Annotated in this window: 22 protein-coding genes; 7 read left to right on the top strand and 15 right to left on the bottom strand. The window is 65.9% G+C overall.

Annotation, left to right across the window (positions count from 1 at the left end; translation table 11 throughout):
• Nucleotides 1-13: 13 nt before the first annotated feature.
• Together HZB53_16610 and HZB53_16615 are read left to right on the top strand one after the other, a co-directional pair.
• On the top strand, nt 14-1,519 hold the full coding sequence (locus HZB53_16610; GenBank protein ID MBI5879270.1) for an acetyl-CoA carboxylase biotin carboxylase subunit: 1,506 nt from the start codon (nt 14-16) through the stop codon (nt 1,517-1,519).
• Nucleotides 1,519-2,016, top strand: coding sequence for a biotin/lipoyl-binding protein (locus HZB53_16615; GenBank protein MBI5879271.1), 498 nt, complete (start codon nt 1,519-1,521; stop codon nt 2,014-2,016). Before HZB53_16610 ends, HZB53_16615 begins: the two co-directional genes overlap by 1 nt.
• A 93-nt stretch (nt 2,017-2,109) precedes the next feature.
• Here the strand turns inward: HZB53_16615 and HZB53_16620 are convergent, their stop codons facing one another.
• The 5 genes from HZB53_16620 to HZB53_16640 all read right to left on the bottom strand — a co-directional run bounded on the left by HZB53_16620 (nt 2,110) and on the right by HZB53_16640 (nt 6,505).
• Complete coding sequence (locus tag HZB53_16620) at nt 2,110-2,355, bottom strand: DUF4926 domain-containing protein (protein ID MBI5879272.1); 246 nt, start codon at nt 2,353-2,355, stop codon at nt 2,110-2,112.
• A gap of 400 nt (nt 2,356-2,755) precedes the next feature.
• Nucleotides 2,756-3,655, bottom strand: coding sequence for a CoA ester lyase (locus tag HZB53_16625; protein MBI5879273.1), 900 nt, complete (start codon nt 3,653-3,655; stop codon nt 2,756-2,758).
• A complete protein-coding gene (locus tag HZB53_16630; protein ID MBI5879274.1) occupies nt 3,652-4,125 on the bottom strand; it encodes a MaoC family dehydratase in 474 nt (157 codons plus the stop codon). The genes HZB53_16625 and HZB53_16630 overlap by 4 nt, the downstream gene beginning before the upstream one ends.
• Nucleotides 4,126-4,972: 847 nt before the next feature.
• Nucleotides 4,973-6,181 (bottom strand): DUF262 domain-containing protein, encoded by a 1,209-nt coding sequence (locus HZB53_16635; protein ID MBI5879275.1) that lies wholly within the window; start codon nt 6,179-6,181, stop codon nt 4,973-4,975.
• Between the two features lie 72 nt (nt 6,182-6,253).
• Nucleotides 6,254-6,505, bottom strand: coding sequence for a hypothetical protein (locus HZB53_16640; protein MBI5879276.1), 252 nt, complete (start codon nt 6,503-6,505; stop codon nt 6,254-6,256).
• Nucleotides 6,506-6,899: 394 nt separating this feature from the next.
• On the opposite strand from HZB53_16640, the gene typA reads away from it, so the two are divergent.
• Entirely contained in the window at nt 6,900-8,741 is a 1,842-nt protein-coding gene (typA, locus tag HZB53_16645) for a translational GTPase TypA (GenBank protein ID MBI5879277.1), read from the top strand.
• A 467-nt stretch (nt 8,742-9,208) separates the two neighbouring features.
• Here the strand turns inward: typA and HZB53_16650 are convergent, their stop codons facing one another.
• Together HZB53_16650 and arfB are read right to left on the bottom strand one after the other, a co-directional pair.
• Complete coding sequence (locus HZB53_16650; GenBank protein ID MBI5879278.1) at nt 9,209-9,628, bottom strand: VOC family protein; 420 nt, start codon at nt 9,626-9,628, stop codon at nt 9,209-9,211.
• Nucleotides 9,629-9,746: 118 nt separating this feature from the next.
• Entirely contained in the window at nt 9,747-10,175 is a 429-nt protein-coding gene (gene arfB, locus HZB53_16655) for an aminoacyl-tRNA hydrolase (protein MBI5879279.1), read from the bottom strand.
• A 238-nt stretch (nt 10,176-10,413) separates the two neighbouring features.
• Here arfB and HZB53_16660 point away from each other — a divergent pair, with 238 nt between their 5' ends.
• Nucleotides 10,414-11,556 (top strand): cation transporter, encoded by a 1,143-nt coding sequence (locus HZB53_16660; protein ID MBI5879280.1) that lies wholly within the window; start codon nt 10,414-10,416, stop codon nt 11,554-11,556.
• Nucleotides 11,557-11,565: 9 nt separating this feature from the next.
• Here the strand turns inward: HZB53_16660 and HZB53_16665 are convergent, their stop codons facing one another.
• Genes HZB53_16665 through HZB53_16675 form a run of 3 tightly spaced genes read right to left on the bottom strand, consistent with a single transcriptional unit; the run spans nt 11,566 to nt 13,760 of the window.
• The gene (locus HZB53_16665) at nt 11,566-12,078 is read right to left on the bottom strand and encodes a ClbS/DfsB family four-helix bundle protein (protein MBI5879281.1); all 513 of its coding nucleotides are present in this window, start codon (nt 12,076-12,078) and stop codon (nt 11,566-11,568) included.
• Nucleotides 12,079-12,112: 34 nt separating this feature from the next.
• Nucleotides 12,113-12,541, bottom strand: a complete 429-nt coding sequence (locus tag HZB53_16670; GenBank protein MBI5879282.1) for an NUDIX hydrolase — start codon at nt 12,539-12,541, stop codon at nt 12,113-12,115.
• A gap of 37 nt (nt 12,542-12,578) precedes the next feature.
• Complete coding sequence (locus HZB53_16675) at nt 12,579-13,760, bottom strand: aminotransferase class V-fold PLP-dependent enzyme (protein ID MBI5879283.1); 1,182 nt, start codon at nt 13,758-13,760, stop codon at nt 12,579-12,581.
• 133 nt (nt 13,761-13,893) lie between these two features.
• On the opposite strand from HZB53_16675, the gene HZB53_16680 reads away from it, so the two are divergent.
• The 3 genes from HZB53_16680 (at nt 13,894) to HZB53_16690 (ending at nt 18,475) form a co-directional block, all read left to right on the top strand.
• Nucleotides 13,894-15,699: an ABC transporter ATP-binding protein gene (locus HZB53_16680; GenBank protein MBI5879284.1), complete on the top strand. Its 1,806-nt coding sequence runs from the start codon at nt 13,894-13,896 to the stop codon at nt 15,697-15,699.
• Nucleotides 15,696-17,441 (top strand): ABC transporter ATP-binding protein, encoded by a 1,746-nt coding sequence (locus tag HZB53_16685; GenBank protein ID MBI5879285.1) that lies wholly within the window; start codon nt 15,696-15,698, stop codon nt 17,439-17,441. Before HZB53_16680 ends, HZB53_16685 begins: the two co-directional genes overlap by 4 nt.
• 104 nt (nt 17,442-17,545) lie before the next feature.
• Nucleotides 17,546-18,475 carry an aminoglycoside phosphotransferase family protein gene (locus tag HZB53_16690; protein ID MBI5879286.1) on the top strand — a complete coding sequence of 310 codons (930 nt, stop codon included), beginning with the start codon at nt 17,546-17,548 and terminating at the stop codon, nt 18,473-18,475.
• A gap of 47 nt (nt 18,476-18,522) precedes the next feature.
• Here HZB53_16690 and HZB53_16695 read toward each other — a convergent pair whose 3' ends face one another.
• From HZB53_16695 to HZB53_16715, 5 genes are all read right to left on the bottom strand, one after another.
• The gene (locus HZB53_16695) at nt 18,523-19,242 is read right to left on the bottom strand and encodes a prolipoprotein diacylglyceryl transferase (GenBank protein ID MBI5879287.1); all 720 of its coding nucleotides are present in this window, start codon (nt 19,240-19,242) and stop codon (nt 18,523-18,525) included.
• Nucleotides 19,243-19,246: 4 nt separating this feature from the next.
• Nucleotides 19,247-19,795, bottom strand: coding sequence for a TlpA family protein disulfide reductase (locus HZB53_16700; GenBank protein ID MBI5879288.1), 549 nt, complete (start codon nt 19,793-19,795; stop codon nt 19,247-19,249).
• Nucleotides 19,796-19,885: 90 nt separating this feature from the next.
• Nucleotides 19,886-22,519: a LysM peptidoglycan-binding domain-containing protein gene (locus HZB53_16705; GenBank protein ID MBI5879289.1), complete on the bottom strand. Its 2,634-nt coding sequence runs from the start codon at nt 22,517-22,519 to the stop codon at nt 19,886-19,888.
• Complete coding sequence (locus HZB53_16710; GenBank protein MBI5879290.1) at nt 22,506-24,341, bottom strand: glycosyltransferase family 39 protein; 1,836 nt, start codon at nt 24,339-24,341, stop codon at nt 22,506-22,508. The genes HZB53_16705 and HZB53_16710 overlap by 14 nt, the downstream gene beginning before the upstream one ends.
• A complete protein-coding gene (locus HZB53_16715; GenBank protein ID MBI5879291.1) occupies nt 24,338-25,684 on the bottom strand; it encodes a hypothetical protein in 1,347 nt (448 codons plus the stop codon). The genes HZB53_16710 and HZB53_16715 overlap by 4 nt, the downstream gene beginning before the upstream one ends.
• Nucleotides 25,685-25,913 lie beyond the last annotated feature (229 nt).

Raw genomic sequence — 25,913 nt, forward strand, 5'->3', positions numbered from 1 at the left:
GCCGCAACCTCACATGTTCCGCAAGCTCCTGATTGCCAATCGCGGCGAGATCGCCGTCCGCATCGCGCGCGCCTGCCGCGAAATGGGCATCGCGACGGTCGCCGTCTACTCCGAGGCCGACCGCGACGCGCTCCACCTGTCGCACGCCGACGAAGCGGTACTGATCGGTCCACCGCCCGCCGCGCAGTCATACCTCCAGATCGAGCGCATCATCGCGGCCGCGCGCGACAGTGGCTGCGACGCGGTCCACCCCGGCTACGGCTTCCTCGCCGAGCGCGCCGAGTTCGCGCAGGCCGTCGCCGACGCCGGGCTGATCTTCGTCGGGCCGCCTGCGTCCGCGATCCGCGCGATGGGCGACAAGACCAGCGCGCGCGCGCTCATGCAGGCAGCCGGCGTGCCGACCGTGCCCGGCTACCAGCGCGCCGCCCCTCGTGACGACGACCGCGACTTCGTTGAGGCCGCGGAACGGCTCGGTTACCCCGTGCTCGTCAAGGCCTCGGCCGGCGGCGGCGGCAAAGGCATGCGCACCGTCGCGGACGCCGGCGGACTGGCCGATGCGCTCGAATCGGCGCGCCGCGAGGCGCTCAACGCGTTCGGCGATGCGGCGGTCTACCTTGAGAAGCTGCTCGTCGCGCCGCACCACGTCGAGTTTCAGGTGCTGGCCGACGCGCACGGCGGCATCGTGCACCTGCTGGAGCGCGAGTGCTCCGTGCAGCGCCGCCACCAGAAGATCATCGAGGAGACGCCGTCGCCGCTGCTGACGCCGGAACTGCGCGCGCAGATGGGCGCGGCGGCGGTCGCGGCGGCGCGCGCCTGCGGTTACGTCAACGCCGGCACGATCGAGTTCCTGGTGGACAGCGAGCGGCGCTTCTACTTCCTCGAAATGAACACGCGCCTGCAGGTCGAACACCCGATCACCGAAGCCATCACCGGCATCGATCTGGTGCAGGCGCAGTTGCGCATCGCCTCGGGCGAGCCGCTCTGGTTCGCGCAGGACGACGTGCGCGGGCGCGGCCACGCGATCGAGTGCCGCGTCTACGCCGAAGACCCCGCGAATGGCTTCCTGCCGTCGATCGGCGACGTGCGGCTGGCCGAGGAGCCGCGCGGCCCCGGCATCCGCGTCGATGCGGGCGTCGCGACCGGCCGTGCCGTGACGCGCTTCTACGACCCGCTGATCGCCAAGGTCATCGCGCACGCCGAGACACGCGATGGCGCGCTGGCGCGCATGCAGCGCGCGCTGGCCGACTATGCGATTATCGGCGTGACGACCAACATCCGCTTCCTGCGCGCCGTGCTCGCCCATCCGGCGTTCCGGCGCGGCGAGACGACCACACAGTTCGTCGACGAGCAGTTCGCCAACTGGACGCTGCCCGCCGCCCCCCTGCCCGACGAGGTGCTGATCGCAGCGGCCATCGCGGAGTTGCAGGCGCGGCCAGCCGCAGTGCCAGCGACCGCCGAAGGCGACGCTTACAATCCATGGCGCGTCAGTGACGGCTTCCGATTGGGGCGGGGCAGCTAATGGAATACCGCTACCAGGTCGTGGATACCGTGCGCGTCGTGCGCGTCGAGCGCGTCGAGCGCGACGGCGACGCTTACCGTGTGTCAATCGACGGCGGCGAGGATGTCGCGGTGCGCATGGCCGACATGGAGGGTTCCACACTCGAGCTCGACCTCTACGGATCGCGGCGGCGCGTGCACGTCGTGCGCGATGGGGGCCGGCGCTTAGCGGCCGTTGGCTCGGACGTGTTTGAGTTCGCGCTCGCGGAGCGCAGCGGCTCGCGCCGGGCGCAGGCCGCCGGCGGCGCGGGCGACCTGACGGCGCAGATGCCGGGGCAGGTCGTCGCCGTGCATGTCGCGGAGGGCGACATGGTCACGCACGGCCAGACGCTCGTCGTGCTCGAAGCGATGAAGATGGAGATGCGGGTCGTCGCGCCGCGCGCGGGCACGGTGCAGAAGGTGCTCGTCAGCGTTGGGCAGGTCGTCGAGCGAGGGCAGGTGCTGGTGGAGCTTGATTAGAAGAAATGACAACACCAAGACACAAAGGCACAAAGAAAACCTGTTCCTTGTGCCTTCGCACCGGGCAGATATTTGTGTCGGATGCGGCGAGTTCTATACCGCAAGCGCCATCGGACGTGTCGTCATCACATCGGTTGCAGACAACCGCCGCACCTGCTCGGGCGCGAGCGTCAAAAGCGCGCGCGTGGAGCCATCGGGATTGACAAACTCAACATCGTAGGCCCGCGTCGGGACGGTGTAGATCTCGACCACGGTGCCTATATCGCCCGCCAGCACGCCATCCGCCGGAGCGCTTATCGTAGCCACAATCACTTCAAGCAGCGCTATTTGGTCGCTCATTGCTCCCTCTCATCTGACCGCGGTGCCGGTTCAATCGTCACCAGTTCGGCGTAGCCATTATCCCCTCGAAATATCCACACGACCGTCACCTGGCGCACGGCTCCATTGGGTCCGGCTAAGGGTCCTGTGATCGTAAACTTACGCCCAAATAGTGATGGGCTACCCGGCTCGGCGCCGCGCGTAATCAACTGCGATCGAATGTCATCAGCGAGTTCGTGCCACCGATCTCTCGAATAGCCCATCGCACGAAAGAATGCAGCCTTGTGTCTGCCGACCGCATGCTCGGGATTGAGAACGTAATCCCTCAATTTCCGAGAGTCAATAACTGCGTTTTCGGCGTTCGGCAGTAGTTCGGGCACAAGGCAATTATATCATGGCGTCCGTGATGGGTTCCATGCCACTAGCCGGTGCCCGCGCCCGCCCGCGCGATCACCTTTTGCGCGGCGCGCAGCATCGGCATGTCCACCATCTTCCCCTCGTACGCGAATGCGCCGGCGCCGGCGCGCTGGTTCGCCTCGAACGCCGCGATCAGCGCCTGCGCACGCGCCACGTCCTCGGCGGTCGGCGTGAACGCATCCATGATGACGGGCACCTGCCGCGGGTGGATCGCCGACTTGCCGCCGTAGCCCATGCCCAGCACCCGGCCGCACTCGGCGCGCAGGCCGTCGGTATCCTGCAGGTCGACGTACACGCCGTCGAGCGCCTGCAGGCCGTTAGCCGCCGCCGCCGTCACAACCGCGCTGCGCGCGTAGAACACCTCCCAGCCTTCACGCGTGCGCGTCGCGCCCAGGTCGCCCGCCAGATCCTCCGAGCCGAGCAGAATTGCGTCCACGCGCGGGTCGGCCTCCGCAATCGGCGCGACGTTCAGCACCCCGCGCGCCGTCTCGATCATCGCGATCAGGCGGATGCCGCCGGCTGGGAAGCCGTGCAGCGCCTCCAGTTGCCCGATCCACTCGCTGACAGCCTGCACCGTCTCGGCCGACTCGACCTTCGGCACAACGTAGCCGTCGGGCTTGCCCGCGACGGTGCTCAGGATGTCCTCGCGCGTCCAGCCGGTGTCGAACGCGTTGACGCGCACCAGTTTCTCGGTGCGCCCGAACGCCACGCTGCCGAGCGCGGAGCGGATCGTGTCGCGCGCGGCTTGCTTGCGGTTGAGCGCAGTGCCGTCCTCGATGTCCATGATAACGGAATCGGGGCCGAGCGCGGCGCCCTTGGCGATCTTGTGCGCGTCGTCGCCCGGCATAAACAGCACGCAGCGGCGCGGGCGGCGGGCGGCGGGAACGGCAGGCAGTGGGGTCATGGCAGGTCCGTTGCGGTTGATCGGGGCTTCTTGTAGAACAGCACCATGCGCTCGACTTCGAGCACAATCGCGCCGTGCTGGTTGCGGCCGAAGTGGCGCAGGCGCACCACGCCGCAGTCGGGCCGCGAGCGCGACTCGCGCTTCTCGACGACCTCGCTGGAGACGTAGAGCGTGTCGCCGTGGAAGACCGGGTGCGGGTAAACGACCTTCTCGTACGACAGGTTCGCGACGATCGTGCCCTCGGTCAGGTCGGGCACCGTCATGCCGACCGCCAGGCCGAGCGTGAAGATGCCGTTCATGATGCGGCGGCCAAACGGCGTGCGCGCGGCGAAGTCCTCATTGAGGTGCAACGGCTGCGTGTTCATCGTCAGCGACGAGAACAGCACGTTGTCCATCTCGGAGACGGTGCGCCCCATCGCGTGTTGGAACGCGTCGCCGACCGTCAGTTCGTCAAAGTATTTGCCGGGCATGGTTCAGTGCGCCCTTTCAGCAAAACCGTTTGGAACACGAATACCACGAAAGAACGCGAATGACACGAAACGGCGCGCCCCTTTCGCGTGCTTCGCGGCATCTCGTGTCGCTCGTGGTCCAATGCTTCTTCCCATCGCGTGCTGGAACGCGTCGCCGACCGCCAGTTCGTCAAAGGATTTGATGGGCATGGTTCAGTGCGCCCCTTCAGCAAAACCGTTTGGAACATGATTATCACGAAAGAACATGAAGACCACGAAACGAGATCAGCCGGTGGGACTCGTTCGCGTAATCGCTTGGAACCGAAACCCGCGATAGGACGCGAATGACACGAAGTTGTATAACATACAGATGGCAGTAGCATTAGACTCCAAGAAAGGAATTGAGCTTTTCAACCAAGAGACGATCTCTGGCTTGCAAGAACCTGTCGAAGTTCTTCACATGCCATAGCTTTCTGTCCAGTGGAACACACTGCTTCTCCAACTCCGTTCGATCGTAAGTAAGTCGGTCAAGATAGGTTGCCGGCTCTTCCATACTTATATCCAGATTTGTGTCCGCACGGATGATTGTGAGGTTGCCGAATATATTAATGGTCCCAGATTGATATCCGTGCCTACTGAGGAGTGCGCGTGGAAAGAAGTGATGAACCTGCAATTTCGCATTCTGTCCAATCACACTTCCATCTAGTGGCGTGCTATTGACCCAGTCGCTTCCGTTTTGGTTGCGAAGCATCGAGATGAACAATGCCATGATGGAGCCACTACGGCTGTTAGACTTTGACCGGAAATAACTTGCCCAGTTTGCAAATTGGATCCATCGAAACACGCCTATTTCCGGGCGTTTTCGCACTCAAGTGGGCAGATTGTTTCCGGTCAAACCCTTAGTATCAAAATCATCGACACTGAGTTTGCGAAGATAACGGCGCGTTATGTCCCACAACTGATCAACAGATGCATTGGCTTCAAGTTTTCGTAGGATCTGATCAAGCTCAGAATACACTGAGCCGCTAAAGTATGTGCGAACGCCAGCAAGAAGAAGCCACTTACGAGCAACTTCACGCTCGGCCTTTGTCCACCCGCGTTTTTGCGCTTTGATATACACGAGTGGGATCAAAGCGTTAAATGATGGAACCCATGCCCCTGAATCCCATCTTACGGTCCCAGTCACAAAATCGATGACATCCTCCAAGCCACGAACAGTCCTGTGCCACGAGGCTCTGATATCGCTTGGGCTTGAGTCGCCAAAGAGCTTTTCAGGCTTGCTGAAATTCATTCGATTTGTATGCACAGCCGCGAGACATTGCATAAGAAATGAGCGGCTGAATTGAAAATGCGGTCGATACTTGCTAAGAACATCAGACATCTCTTTGGAGGTCAGCCCCTCAACGCGATTGGCTAACTCAGCAAGGACAAGATCGCTCTTGTTCAGTTTGCGGCCAGTCGAATTGAACCGTATGAACAACTCGGTTGCATCTCTATAGTCGTCCGATTCATATTCGATGACGCTTATCACATAGTTGAGAACGTTTTGAAGTTGTGCGAGCATCTTGCGCACGGTCTCAGCATGCCGATCCTCATAATAGTCGTCTTCTTCCAGACGGTGCAGGTGCGCCGTGACGTCGAAATCCTTCGACAACACATCTGCGACGGATACATACCAAGGATCTGAGTCGTCTAGAAACTTGTCCCAATAAAACCGGCTATCTTCACGTTCACCATCAGTCCACAAATTGAACATTAAAGGATACTCGTCGCAAGCGTCTCGCACCTGTGAAACCGCCGTAAGCCGCTGTTGTCCATCGAGCAAATAGCCATAGAATCCGTCGAGCTTGCTGGGGGTCCGCCGACGTTTCTGTCCGTGGAACGCCTTACCTTTCACCTCGGTTTTGGGTTTCCAAACTAGCATTTGGCCAATCGGCAGGCCGCGATAGAGCGAATCAAAGAGGAGTTTGACGCTCTGCTTAGGCCACACAAAATCTCGTTGAATTTCTGGCAACTGAAGACGTTCGGAATCTTTGTAGTCAAGAAGTTCACAAAGTGTTTTGGTTGTCAGTCCCATTGTTTCGCCCCTTGAATGTGAAATGGCACGGCATTCGAGACTATTGCCAAGCCTATCTGAGTGCCCGAAATATCACTGGAGACAGTCATCACAAGCCAATCTCGATCGGCATAAAGATTCGGCAATCAGTTCTTTCTCCATGTCGTCCAGCGAGATCGTGCCAGATGCTTCGATTGTGTCTAACCATTCGCGCACGATCTCGCGGTCTTCGGCGTGCTGCATGCGCCTGCGCGCGGCCATCAGCCACGCCAGCAACCGTGCGCGGCGCTTGCAGTTATGGACGCGACAGGAGATCAATGGCTTCCTGCGCTGGCCGACGTTCATCATGCCCTCCCGGTAAACGGTGCGATGCCGTTGGCAAGCAGTATACGCCGTTTTGCGCCGGCGCTCAAACTATTACGCCGTTCGTGGGGCTACCAGCAGAGTGCCGGTAGCCCTCAAAATATCGAGACCCGAAGGGTTTCGCCGGCACGGCCTTATCGCGATTGGTCCCTCAGGAACCCTTCGGGTCTGCCTAAACCGAAGCGCGCGGGAAGCGCCGTTTTGTCGGCGCTGCCATTTGGTGCTATTCTATGGCTAGTGAAGGCTCGCGGTCGTGGGCAGTTGCGCCACGACCGTTTTCTGTGCCTGCCAACCCGGACGGGTCAGAGACCCGTCCCTACGCGCTGTTCACCGTTCACTGTTCACTGTCTTCTGACGACTGGCTACTGAGGCTCCCATGTTGCAGCACCGTTCCGACATCCGAAATATCGCCATCGTGGCGCACGTCGACCACGGCAAGACCACGCTCGTGGACGCCATGCTCAAGCAGGCGCACGTCTTCCGCGAGGGGCAGGCCGTCGCCGAGCGCATCATGGACTCCAACGCGCTGGAGCGCGAGCGCGGCATCACGATCTTCGCCAAGAACGCGTCGGTGCACTATCGCGACGTCAAGATCAACCTGGTCGACACGCCGGGCCACGCTGACTTCGGTGGCGAGGTGGAGCGCGTGCTCAATATGGTTGACGGCGTGCTGCTGCTGGTCGACGCGATTGACGGCCCCATGCCGCAGACCAAGTACGTGCTGCGCAAGGCGCTCGGCATGGGCCTGCGCGCCATCGTGGTCATCAACAAGATCGACCGCCCGCATGCGCGCCCAACGCACGTGCTCAACGCCACGTTCGACCTGTTCGTCGACCTCGGCGCGACCGAGCAGCAGGCCGACTTTGTGACGCTCTACACCGACGCCGTGCGCGGCACCGCGACGTCCGACCCGGCCGCGCCCGGCACGGACCTGCAGCCGCTGTTCGATGCGATCCTGCAAACGATCCCCGCGCCGCTGACCGACCCGGACGCGCCAACGCAAATGCTCGTCAGCAACATCGGCTACGATACATACAAGGGCCGCATCGCGATCGGCCGTTTGTTCGCGGGCGCGCTCAAGGCGGGCCAGCGCGCGAAGCGCATCGACATCCACGGCGAGCAGCACGACGAGCAGGTCGCCGAACTCGGAGCGTTCGAGGGGCTGATCCGCGTCAAGGCCGACGTGGCGAGCGCGGGCGACATCGTCAGCGTGATGGGCTTGCAGGATGTGAACATCGGCGAGACGATCGCCGACCCGGAGCAGCCGCTCGCCCTGCCGCCGATCACGGTGGACGAGCCAACGGTGCGCATGGCGTTCGCGGTCAATACGTCGCCGTTCGCCGGGCGCGAGGGGCAGTACGGCACCTCGCGCAAGATTCGCGAGCGCCTGTACGCCGAACTGGAGCGCAACATCTCCCTGCGCGTCGCCGACGGCGAGACGGCCGACACGTTCTACGTCTCCGGGCGCGGCGAGCTGCACCTCGCCATCCTGATCGAGACGATGCGCCGCGAGGGCTACGAGTTCCACGTCAGCAAGCCGGAAGCGATCGTGCGCGAGATCGACAAGCAGATGATGGAGCCGTGGGAGAACGTGACCGTCAGCGTGCCGAGCGCCAATGCCGGCGCGGTCGTCTCGCTGCTGGGCCAGCGGCGCGGCGAGCTGCAGAACGTGAGCACGCTGTCCGACAACGAGATGCAATACGAGTACCTGGTGCCGACGCGCGGCCTGCTCGGCTTCCGCGGCCGCCTGCTGACGGAAACGCGCGGCACCGGCATCGTGCACTCAGTCTTCTTTGGCTACCGGCCACTGGCCGGCGTCATCGAGCAGCGCGCCATGGGCTCGCTCGTCTCCGGTGATGAGGGTGCCACCACGGGTTTCGCCCTGCACAACATCGAAGAGCGTGGCACGCTGTTCATCGGCCCCGGCACGGAAGTGTACGAGGGCATGATCATCGGGCAGAACGCGCGCGGTTCCGACCTGGTCGTCAACCCGACCAAGCCCAAGCACCTGACCAACGTGCGCTCGTCCAACTCGGAAATCCAGGAACGCCTGACGCCGCCGCTCATCATGAGCCTGGACGATGCGCTGGAGTATATCACGAGCGAGGAACTGGTCGAGGTCACGCCAAAGAACATCCGCCTGCGCAAGCGGCAATTGGATGCCGAGGACCGCAAGCAGAGCAAGATCCGCCAGGAGCGCCAGCAGGAAAACGCCTGACGGAAATCCCAACTCCCAATGTCCAAATCCCAAACAGCCCTCCGGGTCAACCCCGCGAGGGCTGTTGTTCTTTAGCCTGTCATTCTGAGAATATCCATACGGCCCCACGGTATGCGATGCGGCAGAAACTTAAGCATGGCCTATGCGAGTCGTCATTCCGGCGAAAGCCGGAATCCAGGCGCGCGCATCACGGCCTGTAAGCGCGCCAGATGTCGGCGTGGATGCCGGCTAACGACATGCCGGCATGACGAATTGGAGTGTGCGATCATGCCCTCAGTGGCGATGAAGTTTCTGAGCAGCGCAAAAGCATGGCCTCCTGAATCCGGTGCACTTCGCGCGCGAAGGATCTCGAATCTGCAACGGCCATGGCATCTCCGCACCTCGCTGCGCCACAATCGAGATGCTTCGCGCATGAAACACACCTGATTCTCTCTGTGCCTCCGTGCCTCTGTGGTTTGCGCTATGTCTTACCCTCGCGCGCGCAGGATTTCCAGTATCCGGCGGTTCCGCTCCGTTTCCTTGAACCACTCGAACTCCAGCACGTACCCTTCCGGGTCCTGCGCCATAAAGCCGCGCACCTGCGAGCGGTCGCTGTCGTACTTCGGCATGAAGATCGTCACGCCGTTCGCCACGAGGTGATCGTACCAGCCGTCCGGGTCCTCGGTCACGAACGCGATGATGACCGGCTTGGTGTCCGACGCCTTCAGCGTGCCGTGCTCGCTGTCCACCAGGCCGATGTACGACTGGTCGGTCACGCGGAAGATCTTGGCAAAGCCCTGATCGACGGTCAGATCGAGTCCCATCACGCGTGCGTAGAAATCAGCCGCACGCGCCAGGTCCTTGTAGTAGACGAAAACGATGTTGGCGGAAACGGCCTTACTCGGCATCGATACTCCTGTAAGTCTTCAACACAAAGCCACAAAGGCACAAAGAAATCTGAAATGTTCTTGGTGACTTTGTGTCTTGGTGTTGGCTTTTGGTATATGCCCAAGGCTTGCCCTGGGACTAATCGTCTGCTGCCGCGCGCCGCCGGGCCTTGATCTGGCCGCGCTCCTTCTTCGCCTGTATGCGCCGCTCGCGCGAGGCGCCGGTCGGCGCGGTTGGGCGGCGCTTCCTCGCCGGCTTCAGCGCGGCGGCCACGAGCGCGACGAAGCGCGCCGTCGCGTCCGCGCGGTTTTCCAGTTGGCTGCGTGTCGCGTGCGAGACGAGGTGCAGCACGCCGTCGCCGTCGATCCGGTTCGCCAGCTTGCGGAGCAATAGGTCGCGCTGCGTGTCGGACAGCGACGGCGAATGCGCCACGTCGAACAGCAACTCGACCTGCGTCGCCGTCTTGTTGACGTTCTGCCCGCCGGGACCGCCGCTGCGCGCAAAACGAAAGCGCAACTCGGTTGCCGGCAGGGACAGCGCGGGTGTGATCTCCAGCAGTTCAGTCATGCTATACCATGGGCCGGCGCGCGGCCAGCCGGTGCTCGATGTCGGGTAGGTGTTGGTGAAGGTGCTCGATGGAGCCGTCACTACTTGAGTGCGTCGAACACGCGAAGCGTAGCATAAGTGTTTGCATAAAGCAAACCTGCGGGGAAATACCGGGCCAGGTGATTGACCTGGGTTTTTCTTTGTGATAAGATGCCGCGTGACGCTGGCTCACTATGACCATTGCAGCCTGGAGAACCACATGTCCGACATGCCGGAGCATAGCCACTTACACGACGAAGGCCATGCTCATCCACACGATGGCGGCCACGCCCATCCACACGACGAAGGCCATCCTCACCCGCATGAGCATAGCCATGATCACGGCCACTCGCACGGACACGGCGTGCTGGCGACTCTGCGCGAGGCGATCCCGTTTCTGCACGGCCATAGCCACGGCGAAGTGAATATCGACAATGCGCTCGAAACGAGCGCGCGCGGCATATGGGCGCTCAAAGTCTCGCTGGTTGGCCTGGGCATCACCGCGGTATTCCAAGTGGTGATCGTCATGATTAGCGGAAGCGTCGCCCTGCTGGCGGACACGATTCACAACTTCTCCGACGCACTGACCGCCGTGCCGCTCGGCATTGCGTTTGTGCTGGGGCGCCGCGCGGCAAGCCGGCGCTATACCTACGGCTACGGACGCGCCGAGGACATCGCGGGAGTCATCATCGTTGGCATGATCTTTGCCAGCGCGGTGATCGCGGGCTACGAAACCTACCTCAAATTTGTCAGCCCGGAGCCGCTGCGTAACGTCGAATGGGTCATCGTGGCCGCGATTGTCGGGTTTATCGGCAACGAAGCGGTGGCCATCTTCCGCATCCGCGTTGGGCGCGAGATCGGATCGGCCGCACTGATTGCCGACGGTCAGCATGCACGCATTGATGGTCTGACTTCGCTGGCCGTCCTGTTCGGAGCGGTCGGCAGTCTGATGGGCTTCCCGCTGGCTGATCCGCTTATCGGCTTGTTGATTTCGGCCACGATTCTACTGATCGTCAAGGACACGGCGGTCATCATGTGGCGCCGGCTCATGGATGCGGTGGATCCGGCCGTTGTGAGCGCGATTGAACAGACCGCCGCCGGGGTGCCCGGCGTCCAGGATGTGCATGCCGTACGCGTGCGGTGGGTCGGGCACAAGCTGCACACTGAGTTGCATGTCGCTATCGATGAAGACCTGACCACGCGAGAGGCTCATCGGATCGTCGAGGAAGTGCGCCACGCGTTGTTCCACAGCCAGGCGCGCTTGACCGGCATCAATGTGCATGCCGATCCATGCGGGCACGGCGGAGAAGACACTCACGCCATTAACGCGCACCACGAGCAGCGCGCACTTTCCCCTATGTAGAGCAGGCAGTTATCGACTGGCCTTCCCGCGCGCAGCCAGCCAGCGCTCGATGTCAGGCAGGTGCTGCTGGCGATGCTCGACGGAGTCGTTGACGATGCACTGCCAGAGCGCCTGCGGACGCCCCCAGCGCGGCACGACAAACCAGGCGCTCGCCTCGGCGTCGTTGAGATCGGCGTAACTCAGCGCGGCGACACGCGCTTCCAGGTCGGCGGCGGTCTGCGCATACTCCTGCGCGACCTCGGCGGCCGGGCGTCCGTGATTGGCTGCGTACACGACCGCGTTACGCGCGTCGAGGTCCGGCCGATCGACCACCGGATCGACATAGACACGCCCCGCGCCTGCCACATCGAGCCAAGTCACCAGCGCGCGCTCATACGCCAGCAGATGCGCGACGATGTCCTTGAGCGAGTAGTCATCGGATACGCCGGGTGCGTCCATGCCATCCTGGCCGGCGGCATCGATCAACGCTTGGAGGTGCTTGCGTGTATCGCGCAGCAGCGACAGTAGTTGTGCTGTGTCCATATGGTCAAGCCAGCCTGATGTCCCGCGAAGAATATCAGCGCAAAGCGTCCTGAACGGCCTTCAACAGCGGGTAGATGTGCGGCTCGTAGAATCCCGGCTCCCACGCTTCTTCATCGTAGAGGGGATACCACCCCAGCGCATCGATCGTGTGGGTCGCGCTGTTTTCAGCCTCGTGCCCCGCGACTGCCTCGCCGGACTGCGTCGTGCACAGGTAGGTTGCGTACGCTCGGTATTGGTACGCACGACTCGCATCCTCAATTTCAAACAACAACCGCTCAACCGATACGGTCAGGCGTGTCTCCTCGTGCAACTCACGCGCGACGCAGGCTTCGCGGCTTTCGCCGGCTTCGAGCCCACCGCCCGGCAGCCACCAGTATTCGACACCTGTCCGGTGATTGGTGTGGCGGACGAGCAGCAGACGCCCGTCGCGCATCACCACGCCCTGGCATCGCGTATCTCTCACCGGATCGTCCTTGTTATCGACGCTGAATTGACCACCGCTATATGAGTCGCTCGACCGCCCGCGTCATCGTCTCGATCTCCGCGTCGGTGTTGAACGCGTGTACCGAGGCGCGCACAATCGCCGTCAGGCCGCGCGCCTGCATGTCGAGCATCGTGCCGCGGTCGGTCGTCGTCGTGACGTTGATGCGCGGCGTGTGCGCCGCCAGCGCGGCGCGCACCTCGTTCGGCGTCTTCCCGCGCACGCTGAACGTCACGATGCCGGACTTGACCGGCCCCGCGTCGGTAACCGTCACGCCGTCGATTTGCGCCAGCCGCGCGCGAAGCGCACCTGACACCTGCTGGATGCGCGCCCAGATGGCGTCCATGCCGAGCGACAGCGCGTAATCCACCGCCGCGCCCATGCCGAGCTTCGCGGCGACGTTGTACTCCCAGTTCTCGAAGCGGCGCGCGCCCGGCGCGATCGTAAACGTGTCCGGCGTCTCCAGCGTCGCGGCGTGCAGGTCGAGCAGCACCGGCTCCAGCCGGTCGGCCAGCTCGCGCTCGACGTACAGGAAGCCCATGCCGCGCGGCCCGCGCAGGTACTTGCGGCTGGTGGCCGAGAGCATGTGGCAACCGATGCGCCGCACGTCGAGCGGCACCTGCCCCGCGCCCTGGCAGGCGTCGAGCAGGAACCAGACGCCGGCCGCGCGCGCCGCCGCGCCAATCGCCTCGACCGGCTGCACCGGCCCGCCGTTCGTGCCGATCATCGGCAGCGAGACCAGCCGCACGCGCTTGTCCGCCAGCATCGCGCGCAGCGCGGCGACCGAGACCTGCCCCTGCTCGTCGTTCGGGATGACGCGCACCTCGACGCCGAGCCGCCGCTTCATCTGGAGGTACGGGATGTAGTTGCCGGCGTACTCGTTGGCCGCCGTCAGGATCACGTCGCCCGCCCTCAGCGGCAGCGTGTAGAACGCCATGTCCCACGCGCGCGTCGCGTTCTCGACGACGGCGATCTCGGCGGGATCGGCGTTCAGCAGGCGGCCAATCGAGCGGTAGACGCCGTCCAGCCGCTCATGCGCCTCATCGGCCGACTCGTAGCCGCCGATCTCCGACTCGCGCCGCAGGTGCGCCGCGACCGTCTCCACGACCACGCGCGGCATCAGCGACGCGCCCGCGCTATTGAAATGAATGACACTTTCCACGTTGGGCGTGTCGGCGCGTAGTTTGTTGATATCGAGCATGAACGTCACCTTTCAGGCATGTCAGGACGGCCGGTGTACACCTCGCGGGTTTTTGAAACCCGCGAGGTGTTGCTGTGCGCATAGTACCACACTCGCCGCTGTGGCGCAATCGGCGGTAAAATATACGAGTCCCATGCTCAAATTTCTCTGGGCCATGCGCCCCTACTTCCGGCAGGTCGCCGGCGAACTCCTGCTCGGCTCACTGGCGGGCATCCTGATGAACACGGCGGTCGTCCTGCCCGCGATCATGCTGGGCCGAGCGATTGACACCGCGCTGGCGTATTCGCGCGGCGAGGCCGGCGGCGACGCACTGCTGATGGCCGCGCTCGCCTTCATCGGCGGCACGCTGGCGACCGAGTTCCCGCGCATCTTCAAGCGCTGGTTCCTGATCACCGCCAACGCCCGCATCCGCGCCAACCTGCGCGCCGACCTGCTGCGCGGCGCGCTCGGCTGGCCGATGGAGCGCGTGCACCAGACGCCGATCGGCGACACGATGGCGCGCATCATCGGCGATGTCGAGACGCTGAGCCTCGGCGTGCGCCGCTTCACCATCGAGACGTGGGACACGCTCCTGTTCTCGATCTCGTTCGTCATCGCCATGCTCTGGTTCGACGCCGGGCTGACGCTGATCGTGCTGAGCACCACGCCGCTGGCCGTCGTGCTGTCGTACGCCAGCGGCCGCTGGGTGCGCGCCCGCACGACCAGGGCGCGCCAGGCCAACGCTGCATATATCGCTGCCCTGCAGGAACGGCTGGCCGGCGTGCGCGTGCTGCGGCTGTTTGGCCGCGCCGAGGCGGCCGTCACGCATGTGGCCGGGCTGTCGCAGGCGCAGGCCGAGGCCAACCTCGCCAGCGAGCGGCTACGCCTCACGATGCAGCCGGTCTATTACTTCTTCATGGTGCTCGGCTCCGTGCTGCTCGTCTGGCAGGGTGGCGAGCGCGTGCTGGCCGGCGCCATGACTGTCGGCGGCTTCGTCGCCTACGTCGAGCTCTACCTGCGGGCCGTCAATCGCGGCCTGCGCGAACTGCCGGTCGTCGTCAACCAACTGCAGGCCAGCGTCGCGGTCTACGCGCGCCTGCAATCGATGCTGACCCGGCCGCTGGCGATGCGCGGCGAGCCACAACTCGCGTCGTTCCGCCCCGATCATGTCGTCGGGTTGGGCGCGCCGCCCCCCGCCGCGGCCGGCGTGCAGCCAGGCGGCGCGGCGCCGGTCGCCGTGCGCGACGTCACTTTCCGCTTCCCGGGCGCGCCCGTGCCCGCGCTCAACGGCCTCTCGCTCGACATTCCGGCCGGCGCGTTCATCGCCGTCACCGGCCCGATCGGCTCCGGCAAGTCGGCGCTGGCGCGCGCCCTGCTCGGACTCTACCCGCTCGAAGCCGGCTGCATCGAGATCGGCGGCGCGCGGCGCATCGGCTACCTGCCGCAGGAGCCGTTCCTGTTCTCCGGCAGCGTGCGCGAAAACATCCTGTTCGGCGCGCCGGGCGACGACGGGCTGGAGCGCACCGTGGAACTCGCCGCGCTCGCGCCCGACGTGCGCGACTTCGCGCAGGGGCTCGACACGCCGATCGGCGAGCTCGGCGTGCGCGTCTCCGGCGGGCAGCGCCAGCGCATCGCGCTGGCCCGCGCGCTCGCCGCCTTCGCGCCGGACGCGCCCGGCCTGCTCGTGCTCGACGACCCGTTCTCGGCGGTCGACGTGACGACCGAGGCGCAGTTGATCGCGTCGCTGCGCGAGGCGTTCGGCCCCGACTCGCCGCCGGAGCGCCGCGCCACGATCGTGCTCTGCTCGCACCGCCTGGCGGCGTTCCCGCACGCCGACCGGATCATCGTGCTGGACGGCGGGCGCATCGTGGAGCAGGGCACGCACGGCGAGTTGATGCAGTCGAGCGGGCTTTACACGCGCATCTTCACCGCGCAGCAGCAAGTCGAGGCGCGCGCATGATCGCCGATCTGCTGCGCCCGCGCCGTATACTGCTCGCCGCCACGGCGCTGTTGTTCCTGCTCGCCCAAGCGCTCGACACACTGCCGCCGCTGATCATCGGCGCGATCGTGGACGGGCCGCTCACACGCGGCGATACCGGCGCGCTCTGGTCGCTCGCCTGGCTCTACTTCGGCGCGACGGTCGGCACGCGCGCCATGAACGGTTTGGCGATCTATCTGACGGCGGTCGCCGCGCAGAGCGCGCTGCACGACCTGCGCGTGACGCTCTTCCGGCGCCTGCAGCGCCTGCCGATGCGCTACTATGACCGCACGCCGCTCGGCGACATCATCAGCCGCGGCACGGCCGACGTCGAGACGGTCGATGCGCTGTTCACCTCCGGCGTGGCCACCCTCGTGTCGAGCCTGTTCAGCCTCGTGACCATTTCCATCGCGCTCGCTTTCCTGAGCCTGCCACTCACGCTGTTGACGGCATTACTGACGCCGGTGGTTGTCGTTATTACGCAGTTCTTCCGCCTGCGCGTGCGCGAAGCGGAGAACGCTAACCGGGTGTCGCTCGGGCTGGTCAACACGCATCTGCAGGAGATCCTCGGCGGCATCGAGGTGATACGCGCTTTCGGCCGCGAGCACACGTTTATCGCGCGCTTCCGCGCCGCCCTGCACCGCAACCTGCTGGCGTACAATCGCGCGACGGCGTACAACTCGTTCTACCCGCCGCTGATGTCGATGCTGTCGTCGCTGATCGCGGCCGGGCTGCTCTGGCTCGGCGCCAGCAACGCGCTGGCCTCGCTCGGCGTCAGCATCGGCACATTGACGGCGTTCGTCCTGCTGTTCCGCCGCTTCTTCGCCGTGCTCATCGACCTGGGCGACGAATGGCAGACGGTGCAGAGCGCGCTGTCCGGCCTCCAGCGCATCCGCGAGGTGCTGTCGGAGCCGGTTGACGTGATTCTGCCCGCCGCGCCGATGCCGGCCAACGCCGTGCCGGGCGCGGTCACGCTGGATGGCGTGACGTTCGGCTATCTCGACGGCCGCCCGGTACTACACGGCCTGTCGCTCGCCGTCGGACCCGGCGAGCATGTGGCGGTGGTCGGCCGCACCGGCGCGGGCAAGACGAGCGCCCTGCACCTGCTCGCCGGGCTGTACGCGCCGTGGACGGGCACTGTGCGTGTCGCGGGCCGCGACCCCGCCGCCGTGCCGCCGGACGGGCGACGGCGGCTGGTCGGCGTTGTGCCGCAGCAGGTGCAGCTGTTCGGCGGCACCGTGCACGACAACCTGACGCTCGGCGATACGGCGGTGCCGCGCGCCGACGTGGAGCGCGCCGCGCGCATCGCCGGGGCCGACGCGTTCATCCGCGCGCTACCGCAGGGTTACGACACGCCATTGAGCGGCGCGGGGCGCGGCGGCGGCGCGCAACTTTCGGCCGGGCAGCGGCAACTGCTGGCGCTGGCGCGCGCGCTGGTCTGGAACCCGCAGCTGCTCCTGCTCGACGAGGCGACGGCCGCGGTGGACAACGCAAGCGAGGCGGCGTTCCGCGAATCACTGCGCGCCGATCTCTCGGCCGGGCGGCGCGCCGTCGTCACCGTCGCGCACCGACTCTCGACCGCGCGCGAGGCCGACCGCGTGATCGTGATGGAAGCGGGGCGCGTCGTCGAGGAAGGCGCGCCGCGCGAGTTGATCGCGCGCGGCGGGCGCTTCGCCGCGTTGGTCGAGCTCGAGGCCGCCGGCTGGGACTGGCAGGCCACTTAAAAGCGTTTACCGCAGAGAACGCAAAGAGCGCAGAGAAGAACCTTTCTATCTTTGCGTGCTCTGCGCTCTCTGCGGTTAGCTGGTTTTGGAATAAGGGGGAGTATATGCCGCGTGACACCTATTCGCAGCCGCATCTGCCGGATCCGGTGCTGGAGCCAGCCGTGGTGCTGGAACTGGCGCGCTGGTTTGAGCCGCACGTGGAGGCGGTGACCGCTGTGGACGAGACCGGCGGCGAGGCGCGCACCTACCTGATCGACGACCGGTTGGTGTTCAAGACGCAGCGGCCGCACCGCCTGCGCCCGCGCACCAGCCTGGCGAAAGAGGTCTTCTTCCTTCAACACATCGCGCAGCACGCGCCCGATCTGCCGGTGCCGCGCGCGCTTGGATACGGGCACGCCGAGGCGCACATCGAGTACAGCCTGCTGACACGCATGCCGGGCGCGGCGCTGCTGCGCACTACGCTCTCTCTCGCGCAGCGGGTGGAGGTGGCGCGTGCGCTCGGTCGCACGCTGCGGCGTGTGCACCAGTTGCCGCAGTTGCCGCTGGCCGAGAGCGGCTTGTTGCCCGTCGACCGCGATGCGGTCGACGTGCGCGCCCGCTTTCGCGAGTTGCTCGAGGAAAGCGCCGCGCGCATCGAATTGGAGGGCAAACCGTGGACGCTGCCGCTCGCACCGCGCGCCGTCGCGGGGCGGGCGCTGGCCGCGCTGCCCGAAGAGCTTGAGCGCGCAGCGCTACACTCCAACCCGTGGCACGAGCACACGTTCGTCAATCCGGACAGCGGTACGTACATCGGCCTGATCGACTTCGGTGACGCGTACATCAGTCATCCGTCGTTCGATCTGCGCCGCTGGCGCTCGACGGAGGAGCGCGCTGCGCTGATCAGCGGCTACACGGAAACCGGACCCGTCAGCGCGGACTTCCGGCAGGCATGGCGCGTCGCCCAGATCGCCGGCAGTCTCGCCGCGATCGCCAACGCGCCCGACCTCGCGCCCGCTGCGCTGGCGGAGTTGCCGCGCTTGCTGTCCAGCTTGTAGGGGCGACCCTCGCGGTCGCCCGATTCGGGCGCGGGCAAGCCGCGCCCCTACGATATGCTCGCCCTCCGCCGCATGACGATCAGCGCCCCCAACGCCGCCGCCAGCCACACGACCTGCATCGCGCGCACGCCGTCGGCGACGAGCCAACTGTCGCCGCGAAACGCTTCGATGAAGACGCGCCCGATGCCGTAGAGCGCAACAGCGGCGAGGAACGTGGAGCCGTCTGACGCGCCCCGCATGCGCAACACGACCGCCAACGCGGCGAGCGCAACGAGCAACTCATACACCTGGCTCGGGTGGCGGTGCGAATCCCACAGCACAATTGCCCACGGCAGGTCGGTCGCCGCGCCGTAGGCGTCGCCGCTAGCCAACGCGCCGACGCTCGCCAACGCAAACGCGGCCAGCAGGCCCGGCGCGTATGCGTCGAAGAACGGCGCCAGCGGCGCCCGCTTCCAGCGCAGGTAGATGGCCGCGCCGATCAGCCCGACGATCAGCCCCTCACCGAACGCGATCGTGCTGATGCTTGTCGCAAACAGTCCGAGCGGGTTCATCTGGTACGCCGCCCAGTTCGTGACGGCGTAATAGAGCCGCCCGCCGATCACCGCGCCGAGCGCCGCGATCAACCCGGCGTTCCAGGCGTGCTCGCTCGGCTGGCCGTAACGCGGCATGCGCCGCTCGGCCCAGCCGACCGCGATGTACCACGCAATCAGCATCAACAGCGGCCGCACCGGCAGCGCGGCCGGGCCAATCTGGATGGTGGGCAGCATAGCGTTACTCCCGCAGCAGCGCGTCGATCTTGCTAGCCAGCAGGGCCGGGTCCATCGGCCCGCCGAAGACGACGTCGCGGATGACGCCCTGCCGGTTGATGAAATAGGTCGTCGGCAGGCCGAGCACGCGGTAGCGCTGGCTCCAGTCGCCGGTCGGGTCGAGTGCGACGGGGAACGTCAGTTGATACTGCGCCAGGAACGGCGCGATCGTGCCCGGGTCTTCCATCTGATTGACGCCGACCAGCGCCAACCCGTCACCCTTGCGGCGTTCATACACACTCTGCATCGCCGGCATTTCGGCGCGGCACGGCGCGCACCAGGTCGCCCAGAAGTTCAGCACCACCACCTGCCCGCGCAGCGCCTGCAGGTCGAACACCTCGCCGCTCAACAGCGTCGTGTGCAGGCGCGGCGCGAGGAACCCGGCGCGCGGCGACTCGCGCGGGTCGTTCCCCGCCGCCGCGCCCGCATCCGGCACGCGCGACACGGCAATCCACACGACGCCCAGCACGGCGACGACCAGAATCAACACAGGACCAATACGCTGCGATGTCATGAAAAACCTTCTTATCCGCGAATAACGCGAATGAACGCGAATAGAAACAGCGCGTTGTAGTCGTGAAGATTCGCGTTATTCGCGGATGGTTCATTTCCACGTAAACGTCCGCGTCGCGCTCATCGGGCTGGCGATGCGGCCCTCGCGTGAACCATTGGGGTTCACGCGTGTCTGCTGGAGGATCGTCACGTCCCACTCGACCTGCGAGCCTTTCCACGCGGGCGACAGGCGGTACGATGGCGCTTTGAGCCAGACGTTTTCGCTGCGCGCACCGTCGCTGGAGCGCACCCGCAGGACGTAATACTGGTCATCGGCCAGCACGCCGACCGCCGTCCAGTTCATCACAATCGCCTCGGTGCTCGTCAGCACCGCACTGTTGGCGGGGTACAACAGCACGGGCGCGGCAAACGGCAGTCCCGCCGTCGGCGTCGCGGTTGGCAGCGGCGTCTGCGTGATGGTCGGTGTCGGCGTCGGCCCGGGGATGATCAACTGCTGGCCGACGCGCAATAGCGTGTCGCTCATGCCGTTGGCGCGCATGATCTCGTCGACCGGGATGCCGTACTTGACGGCGATCGCGCTCAACACGTCGCCCGGCTTGACGACGTAGATGATCGGCGTCGGCCCCGGCGTCGGGCTCGGCAGGCGCGGGTCAAGCGTCGGCGGTAATGTGGCGGTCGGCGTCGGCGTCGGCAGCGGGATCGTCAAGACCTGCCCGACGCGCACGAAGCGCGGATCGGTGATGCCGTTCGCCTGCATGATCGCCTCAGCCGTCGTGCCGAACTTGAGGGCAATCGCGCCGAGCGTATCGTTCGGCTGGACGGTGTACTGTGTCGTCGCGGGGCGGGCGGTCGCGGTGGCGGTCGCGGTCGGCGCCGGCGTGCTGGTCGCGGTCGGTGTGGGCGGCGCGGGCGCGTCGGTGGCGGTCGCCGGCGGCGCGCTCGTGACGGCCACGGTCGCCGTGGGCGTCGGATCGGAACCGCAGGCCGCGAGCATGGCGATCAGCACCAGCAGCGCGGCGGGCAGCGCGCCGCGCCGCGCCTTGCGCCACCAACCGAAGCCGATCCACGCCAGCATGCCCAGCAGGCTCACAACCGTCGTTCCTTTCGCCACGGCGCGCACCAACGTGTGCTCAAAGCGCAGTTCGACCGTGTGATCGCCGGGCGGCGCCGCCAGCGTGTTCAGCGCCTGCGGCCCGGCCGGCCAGAGCGCCGCCGGCTGCCCATCGACATACGCGCGCCATCCGGGAAAATAATACACCCGAAACTGAATCACAGCCTCACCGGCAGCGCGCACGCGCAGGCGGTGCACCTCGCCGCCATAGTACAGCGGCTCGATCTGCGCGTCGCCGCTGACGACGACCGCGCGCGTCAACGGCGCGCCCGACTGGTACTCCTCGACCAGCGGCGAGCGCTGCGGCTGCTCGCTCGCCCACGTCATGTAGCCGGTGCGGTCGCGGTAGCTGACCAGTTCGAAATCCACCGAGGCGCGCGCGCTTTCACCGTCGAGCGAGCGCGCCGTGTACTGCGGCAGGGTATACGCCGCGCTCGCCAGCGCGATCACGATCATCAGCAGTGCGGCGTGCATGCCGTCGCGGCCGTCCGCCGCCATGAAGCCGTCCAGCGCCGCACCGGCCAGCCAGGCCAGCGTGATCGCGCTCAGCGCCAGCAGCCGCCACGGGAACTGCACCAGCGACGCGATCGGCACGGCGAACCAGAAGCCAGCCGAGACCGGCGACATCGCGATGACTACGAGCGCGCTCGCCGCCAGGAAGAAGCCAGTGCGCGCTCGCTGCCGGCCCGGCAGCACCAGCGCGACAATCGCCGCGCACACCGGCAGCAGGCCGAGTTGGAACGCCATGTCGTCGGCCAGCCCCTCGCCGCTATAGCCGTAGCCCCAGAACGGCGAGAAAAACTGGTTGAGGTAGACGAAGTGCTTCTGGTAGTTGTACGCTACGCTCGTCCACTGCTCGACGACGATATAGCGCTGTTCCAGCAGCATCGGCAGCCAGAAGATCGCCGAGAGGCCGAGCGTCAGCACGGCCGCCGCCGCGCCGTGCCCGATCAGCGACAGCCAGCGAACGCCACCGGCCCGCAGGCGCACGACGAGCGCGAACACGATATACGAGGCCAGCAGCATCGCGAAGATGAACGCCGCCCCGTGATGCGTCAGGATCAGCCCGGCGGTCACGAGCGCTGCGAGGATGGCGTTTCGGCGGCCCGGCGCTTCCACGAGCGCCTCCCAGCGCCAGAGCGCGAGCGGGAAGAAGACGAACGTCAGGTACTCGGCCGCCGCGGAGCGCACATACAGATCGAGCAGGTGATACGGCGCGTATGTGTAGACGAGCGCAGCAAACGCCGCGCCCCATCCGCCGAAGTGCCGTCGCGCCCAGCCATACATCGCCAGCGTCGCGCCGAGCGTCGCCACGAGGTCCACCAGCTTCATCGCGGTTGTGAGGCTCGCGCCGAGCAGATGAAACGCCTCGCCGAGAAAGTAGGTCAGCGGCGCGTAGAAGATCCAGAGTGGGTAGCCGTAGCCAAATGCGAAGTGCGGTCCCCACGCCGGCCACCAGTGCCCGTCGCGGATCACCGCATCGAACGCCTGCAGGAAGAAGAGCGAGTGCGGCGCATCGTGCGCGCGCATGAAATAGCCGGGCGTCGCCAGCGGCAGCCACGCGAACGCCGCCAGCGCCAGCATCAGCACGACCGGCGCGTCAGGCTTGCGCATGCGAACGCCCCTTGAGCGCGACCGCCGCGCGCCACAACGCCCACGCGCCCATACCCGTCAGGCTGATGACCGACAGCCACGCGCCGAGCGTGCGGGCCAGTGTGTCCTCAAAGCGCAGCAGCAGGAAATGCTCGCCGGCCGGCACCGGCACATTGATCAGCCCGAGCTTGCCGCGCGGCTCGACCGGCAGGCGGCGCACCGGCGCGCCACCGGGCGCGTCGAGCAGGTAGGCGTGCCAGCCGGGGTACATGAAGCGCGTGAACGGCACCACGGAGTCTTTGTCGGCGCGGAACCAGAGCAGGTCGCTGACCGAGTCGTGCGCGCGCGAGTCCACCACGACCTCGGGCGGCAGCGCGCCGTAGTCCACCTGCGTCGTCGGCGCGTCGTTCGTCAGGTAGACGTCGCCCAGCGGACCCCACGTCGGGATCGTCTCCACCCACGCCGTCGAGCCGGTCAGTTCGCCGGCGTTGCGCTGGAACGTCATCAGCCCCGCGAACGAGACCGGCCCTTCCTCCGGGTCCACGATCTCGGCAGTGACGTACGGGTAACTGCTCAGCAGCACCAGCGCAGCCAGCGCCAGCACGGGCAGGCCGGGCACGCGGCTGCGGTCGAACGCCAGCGCCGCGCCGGCCAGCGGCGCCATCGTCAGCGCGGCCAGCGCGAGGAAACGCCATGGGAACTGCGCCCACGCCACCAGCGGCAGCCGGTCCCAGACCGTCACCGACAGCGGCAGGGTCATCAGCACCAGTACAACCGTCGATACTTGGAAGAAGATCAGCGCCGGGCGCCACGGCGTACCCTTTCGCACGACGACGATCAGCGAAACGAGCGCCAGCACGGTCGCCGCCGCACCAAGCTGGAACGACATCGTGTCGTCCGGGCCCGGCACGCTCAGCCCGAAGCCCCAGCGCGGCGAGAATAGCTGAAAGAAGTACACGAAATGGTTGTGGAAATCGTAGTAGTTCAGCCGCTCGCGCGTGCCGGTCGTGTACTGGTCGACCCGCACGAAGTTCAGTTCGAGCAGCGACGGCAGCATGAAGATCGCGCTGGTCGCGATGCCGAGCACGAGCGCCAGCAGCGGCGCGACGCTGCGGTGGATCAGGTGCGCGCCGAGCGGGATCAGCGAATAGCGCGTCAGTCGGTTCAGCGGCTGGTCGCGGTGCATGCGCGCCAGCGCCAGTACCGCCATGTACGGCGCGAGCAGCAGCGAGAACAGCAGCGCGACGCCGCTGTGCGCCAGCATCAGGCCGCCGTACGCCAGCGCCGCCCCGAAGACCGCCGCGCCGCGCGGCCGCTCGATCGCCTCGGCGAACGCCCACAGGCAGAGCGGCAGGAAGACCAGCGCGACCGTCTCGGCCAGCGCAGCCCGCACGTACACGTCGACCAAGTGATACGGCGCGTACACGTAGACGAGCCCGGCGACGAGCGCGGCGTTGGCGTTCAGGCGGCTGCGCACGAACCCAAACATCGCCCAGCCCGACAGCATGATCGCCAGCGCGAAGACGAGCTTCGTCGCGTCCACATAGTCGAGCCCGAGGCGCAGGAAGCCGACACCGGCGAAATATGCCAACGGGCTGTTGATGTTGAAGAACGGGTAGCCGTAGCCGAAGGTGAAGTCGGGCATCCAGCGCGGCCACCACTGGTCGGCGATCGCGCGGTTGAACTCGAACAGGAAATAGACTGAGTGCCGCGCGTCGTGCGCGCCCCAGAAGTAGCCCGGCGCGGCCAGCGGCCCCAGCGCGAAGACCGACAGGAGCGTGAGCAACCAGAACTGCTTGCTGCCCGGCACCCGACTCAGGAGCGAGATCGCGCGCGTTTTCATTGTCCCAATAGCCGGCTCATACTAACGTAGACAAAGTCGCCGCCGGTCCGAGTGCGCAGACGCATGCCCGTATCGAGCCGGTATAAGCCGGCCTGCACAAGCAGATTGGGTGGCGCGTCCGGCGGGATGGTGAGTACGTACGGGTCGCGCAACAGTTCGCCCATCTGCCACGTCGTCGTCGGGCGCGTTCCGTCCATCGGTGGCCGGTCGCGCTGGGCCCACAGCCTGCCCTGCGTATCCACAACATGCACAAACACCTGGTAGTCGGTCGTGAACGGGGTGCGTGGCTGCCAGAGCAGGGTCACCGTCAGCGTCGTGCCGGGCTGCATCGGACCCTTGAGTTGCCCATCGACCAGGTCGACGCGATCGACAAGGGATGAAGGGCCGAACGTCACGTATGGAACGGCCACCGGCGTATAGTCGATGCCGCGCGCGCTCAGATAGGGATACGACGCCAGCACGGCCAGGCCGAGCGTGGCCGCCAGCAGCGGTACGTCAAGGTCGCCGTCGGCACGCGCCAGCACGGAGCCACCGACGAGCGACAGGCACAGCCCCGCCGCCCCGATCAGTTGCCACGGCGTGTTTACGAATACCCACCACGGCCACCACGCCGAGAACGGCGCGATGCTCAACAGCGCACACGCTGCCGCGATCGCCGCCAGCACGACTGCGCCTCGCGTACGGCGCAGCGCCAATGCCGCGATGCTCAGACCCACTGGCGCGAGTCCGAGTTGCAGCGGCACCGCGTCCAACCAGTCGCCATGATTGCCGTAGCCCCACTGCGCCGAGAATAGTTGAAACGCATAGGCCGTGACCCGTTCGTAGTCGGGCGCGTAAGATACGCACGCGCGCCACAGCAGCGGCACGGCGAAGGCGGCGACCACCGCCGCGTCGATGGACCGGGTGCGGTTCTTCCGCCACGCCAGGGGCGCAAATACGAGCCACGGCAGGATGCCCCAAAATAGCGATTCACCCGCGTCGCCGCGAACATACGCCGTCATCAGCCGGTACGGCAGGAAGGTGTAGAGCGCAGCGGTGACTAGCCCGACCGCATGACCGCGCCATGCTCGCCCCAGCAGGAACGCGCCCGCCGCGCCGAGCGCGAACGCCAGCACAAGCGACAACTTCCACGCATCGAGCGGCGTCGCGCCCGCCGTGGTCGCAATACGCGCCACAGTCAGCGGCAAGGCGTCAGTCCCGACCGATGCAAGCGCCGTCGAAACCCTGTGCCCCATCAGCTCGTACAACGGCCCGAACCCGGCGTGCGTTTGCAGCGGCCCCGGGTAAGCCAGCGGCGCGGCGGCGATCAGCACGAAGGCAAGCAGAATCAGTATGTAGACCATGAGACACACAAAAGCCGATGCCTCGCATTCCGACATCGGCTCTGCTTGAATTATACCATGCGGGTAGCACACCGGACGTCGAGACCCGCAGCAATTCTCAATTTGGCTTTGTACGGGTACTTTCCAATGCCGCTTGCGATGCGCTGGCTCTCAGGCGCTTGTCGCGCAAGCTGGCCCGCCGAAAAAGTGGCGCTGCCCTCCCCCCGACCCCCTCCCAACTTCGTTGGGA

The organism is Chloroflexota bacterium (genome assembly GCA_016235055.1).
Classification (GTDB): Bacteria; Chloroflexota; Anaerolineae; order JACRMK01; family JACRMK01; genus JACRMK01.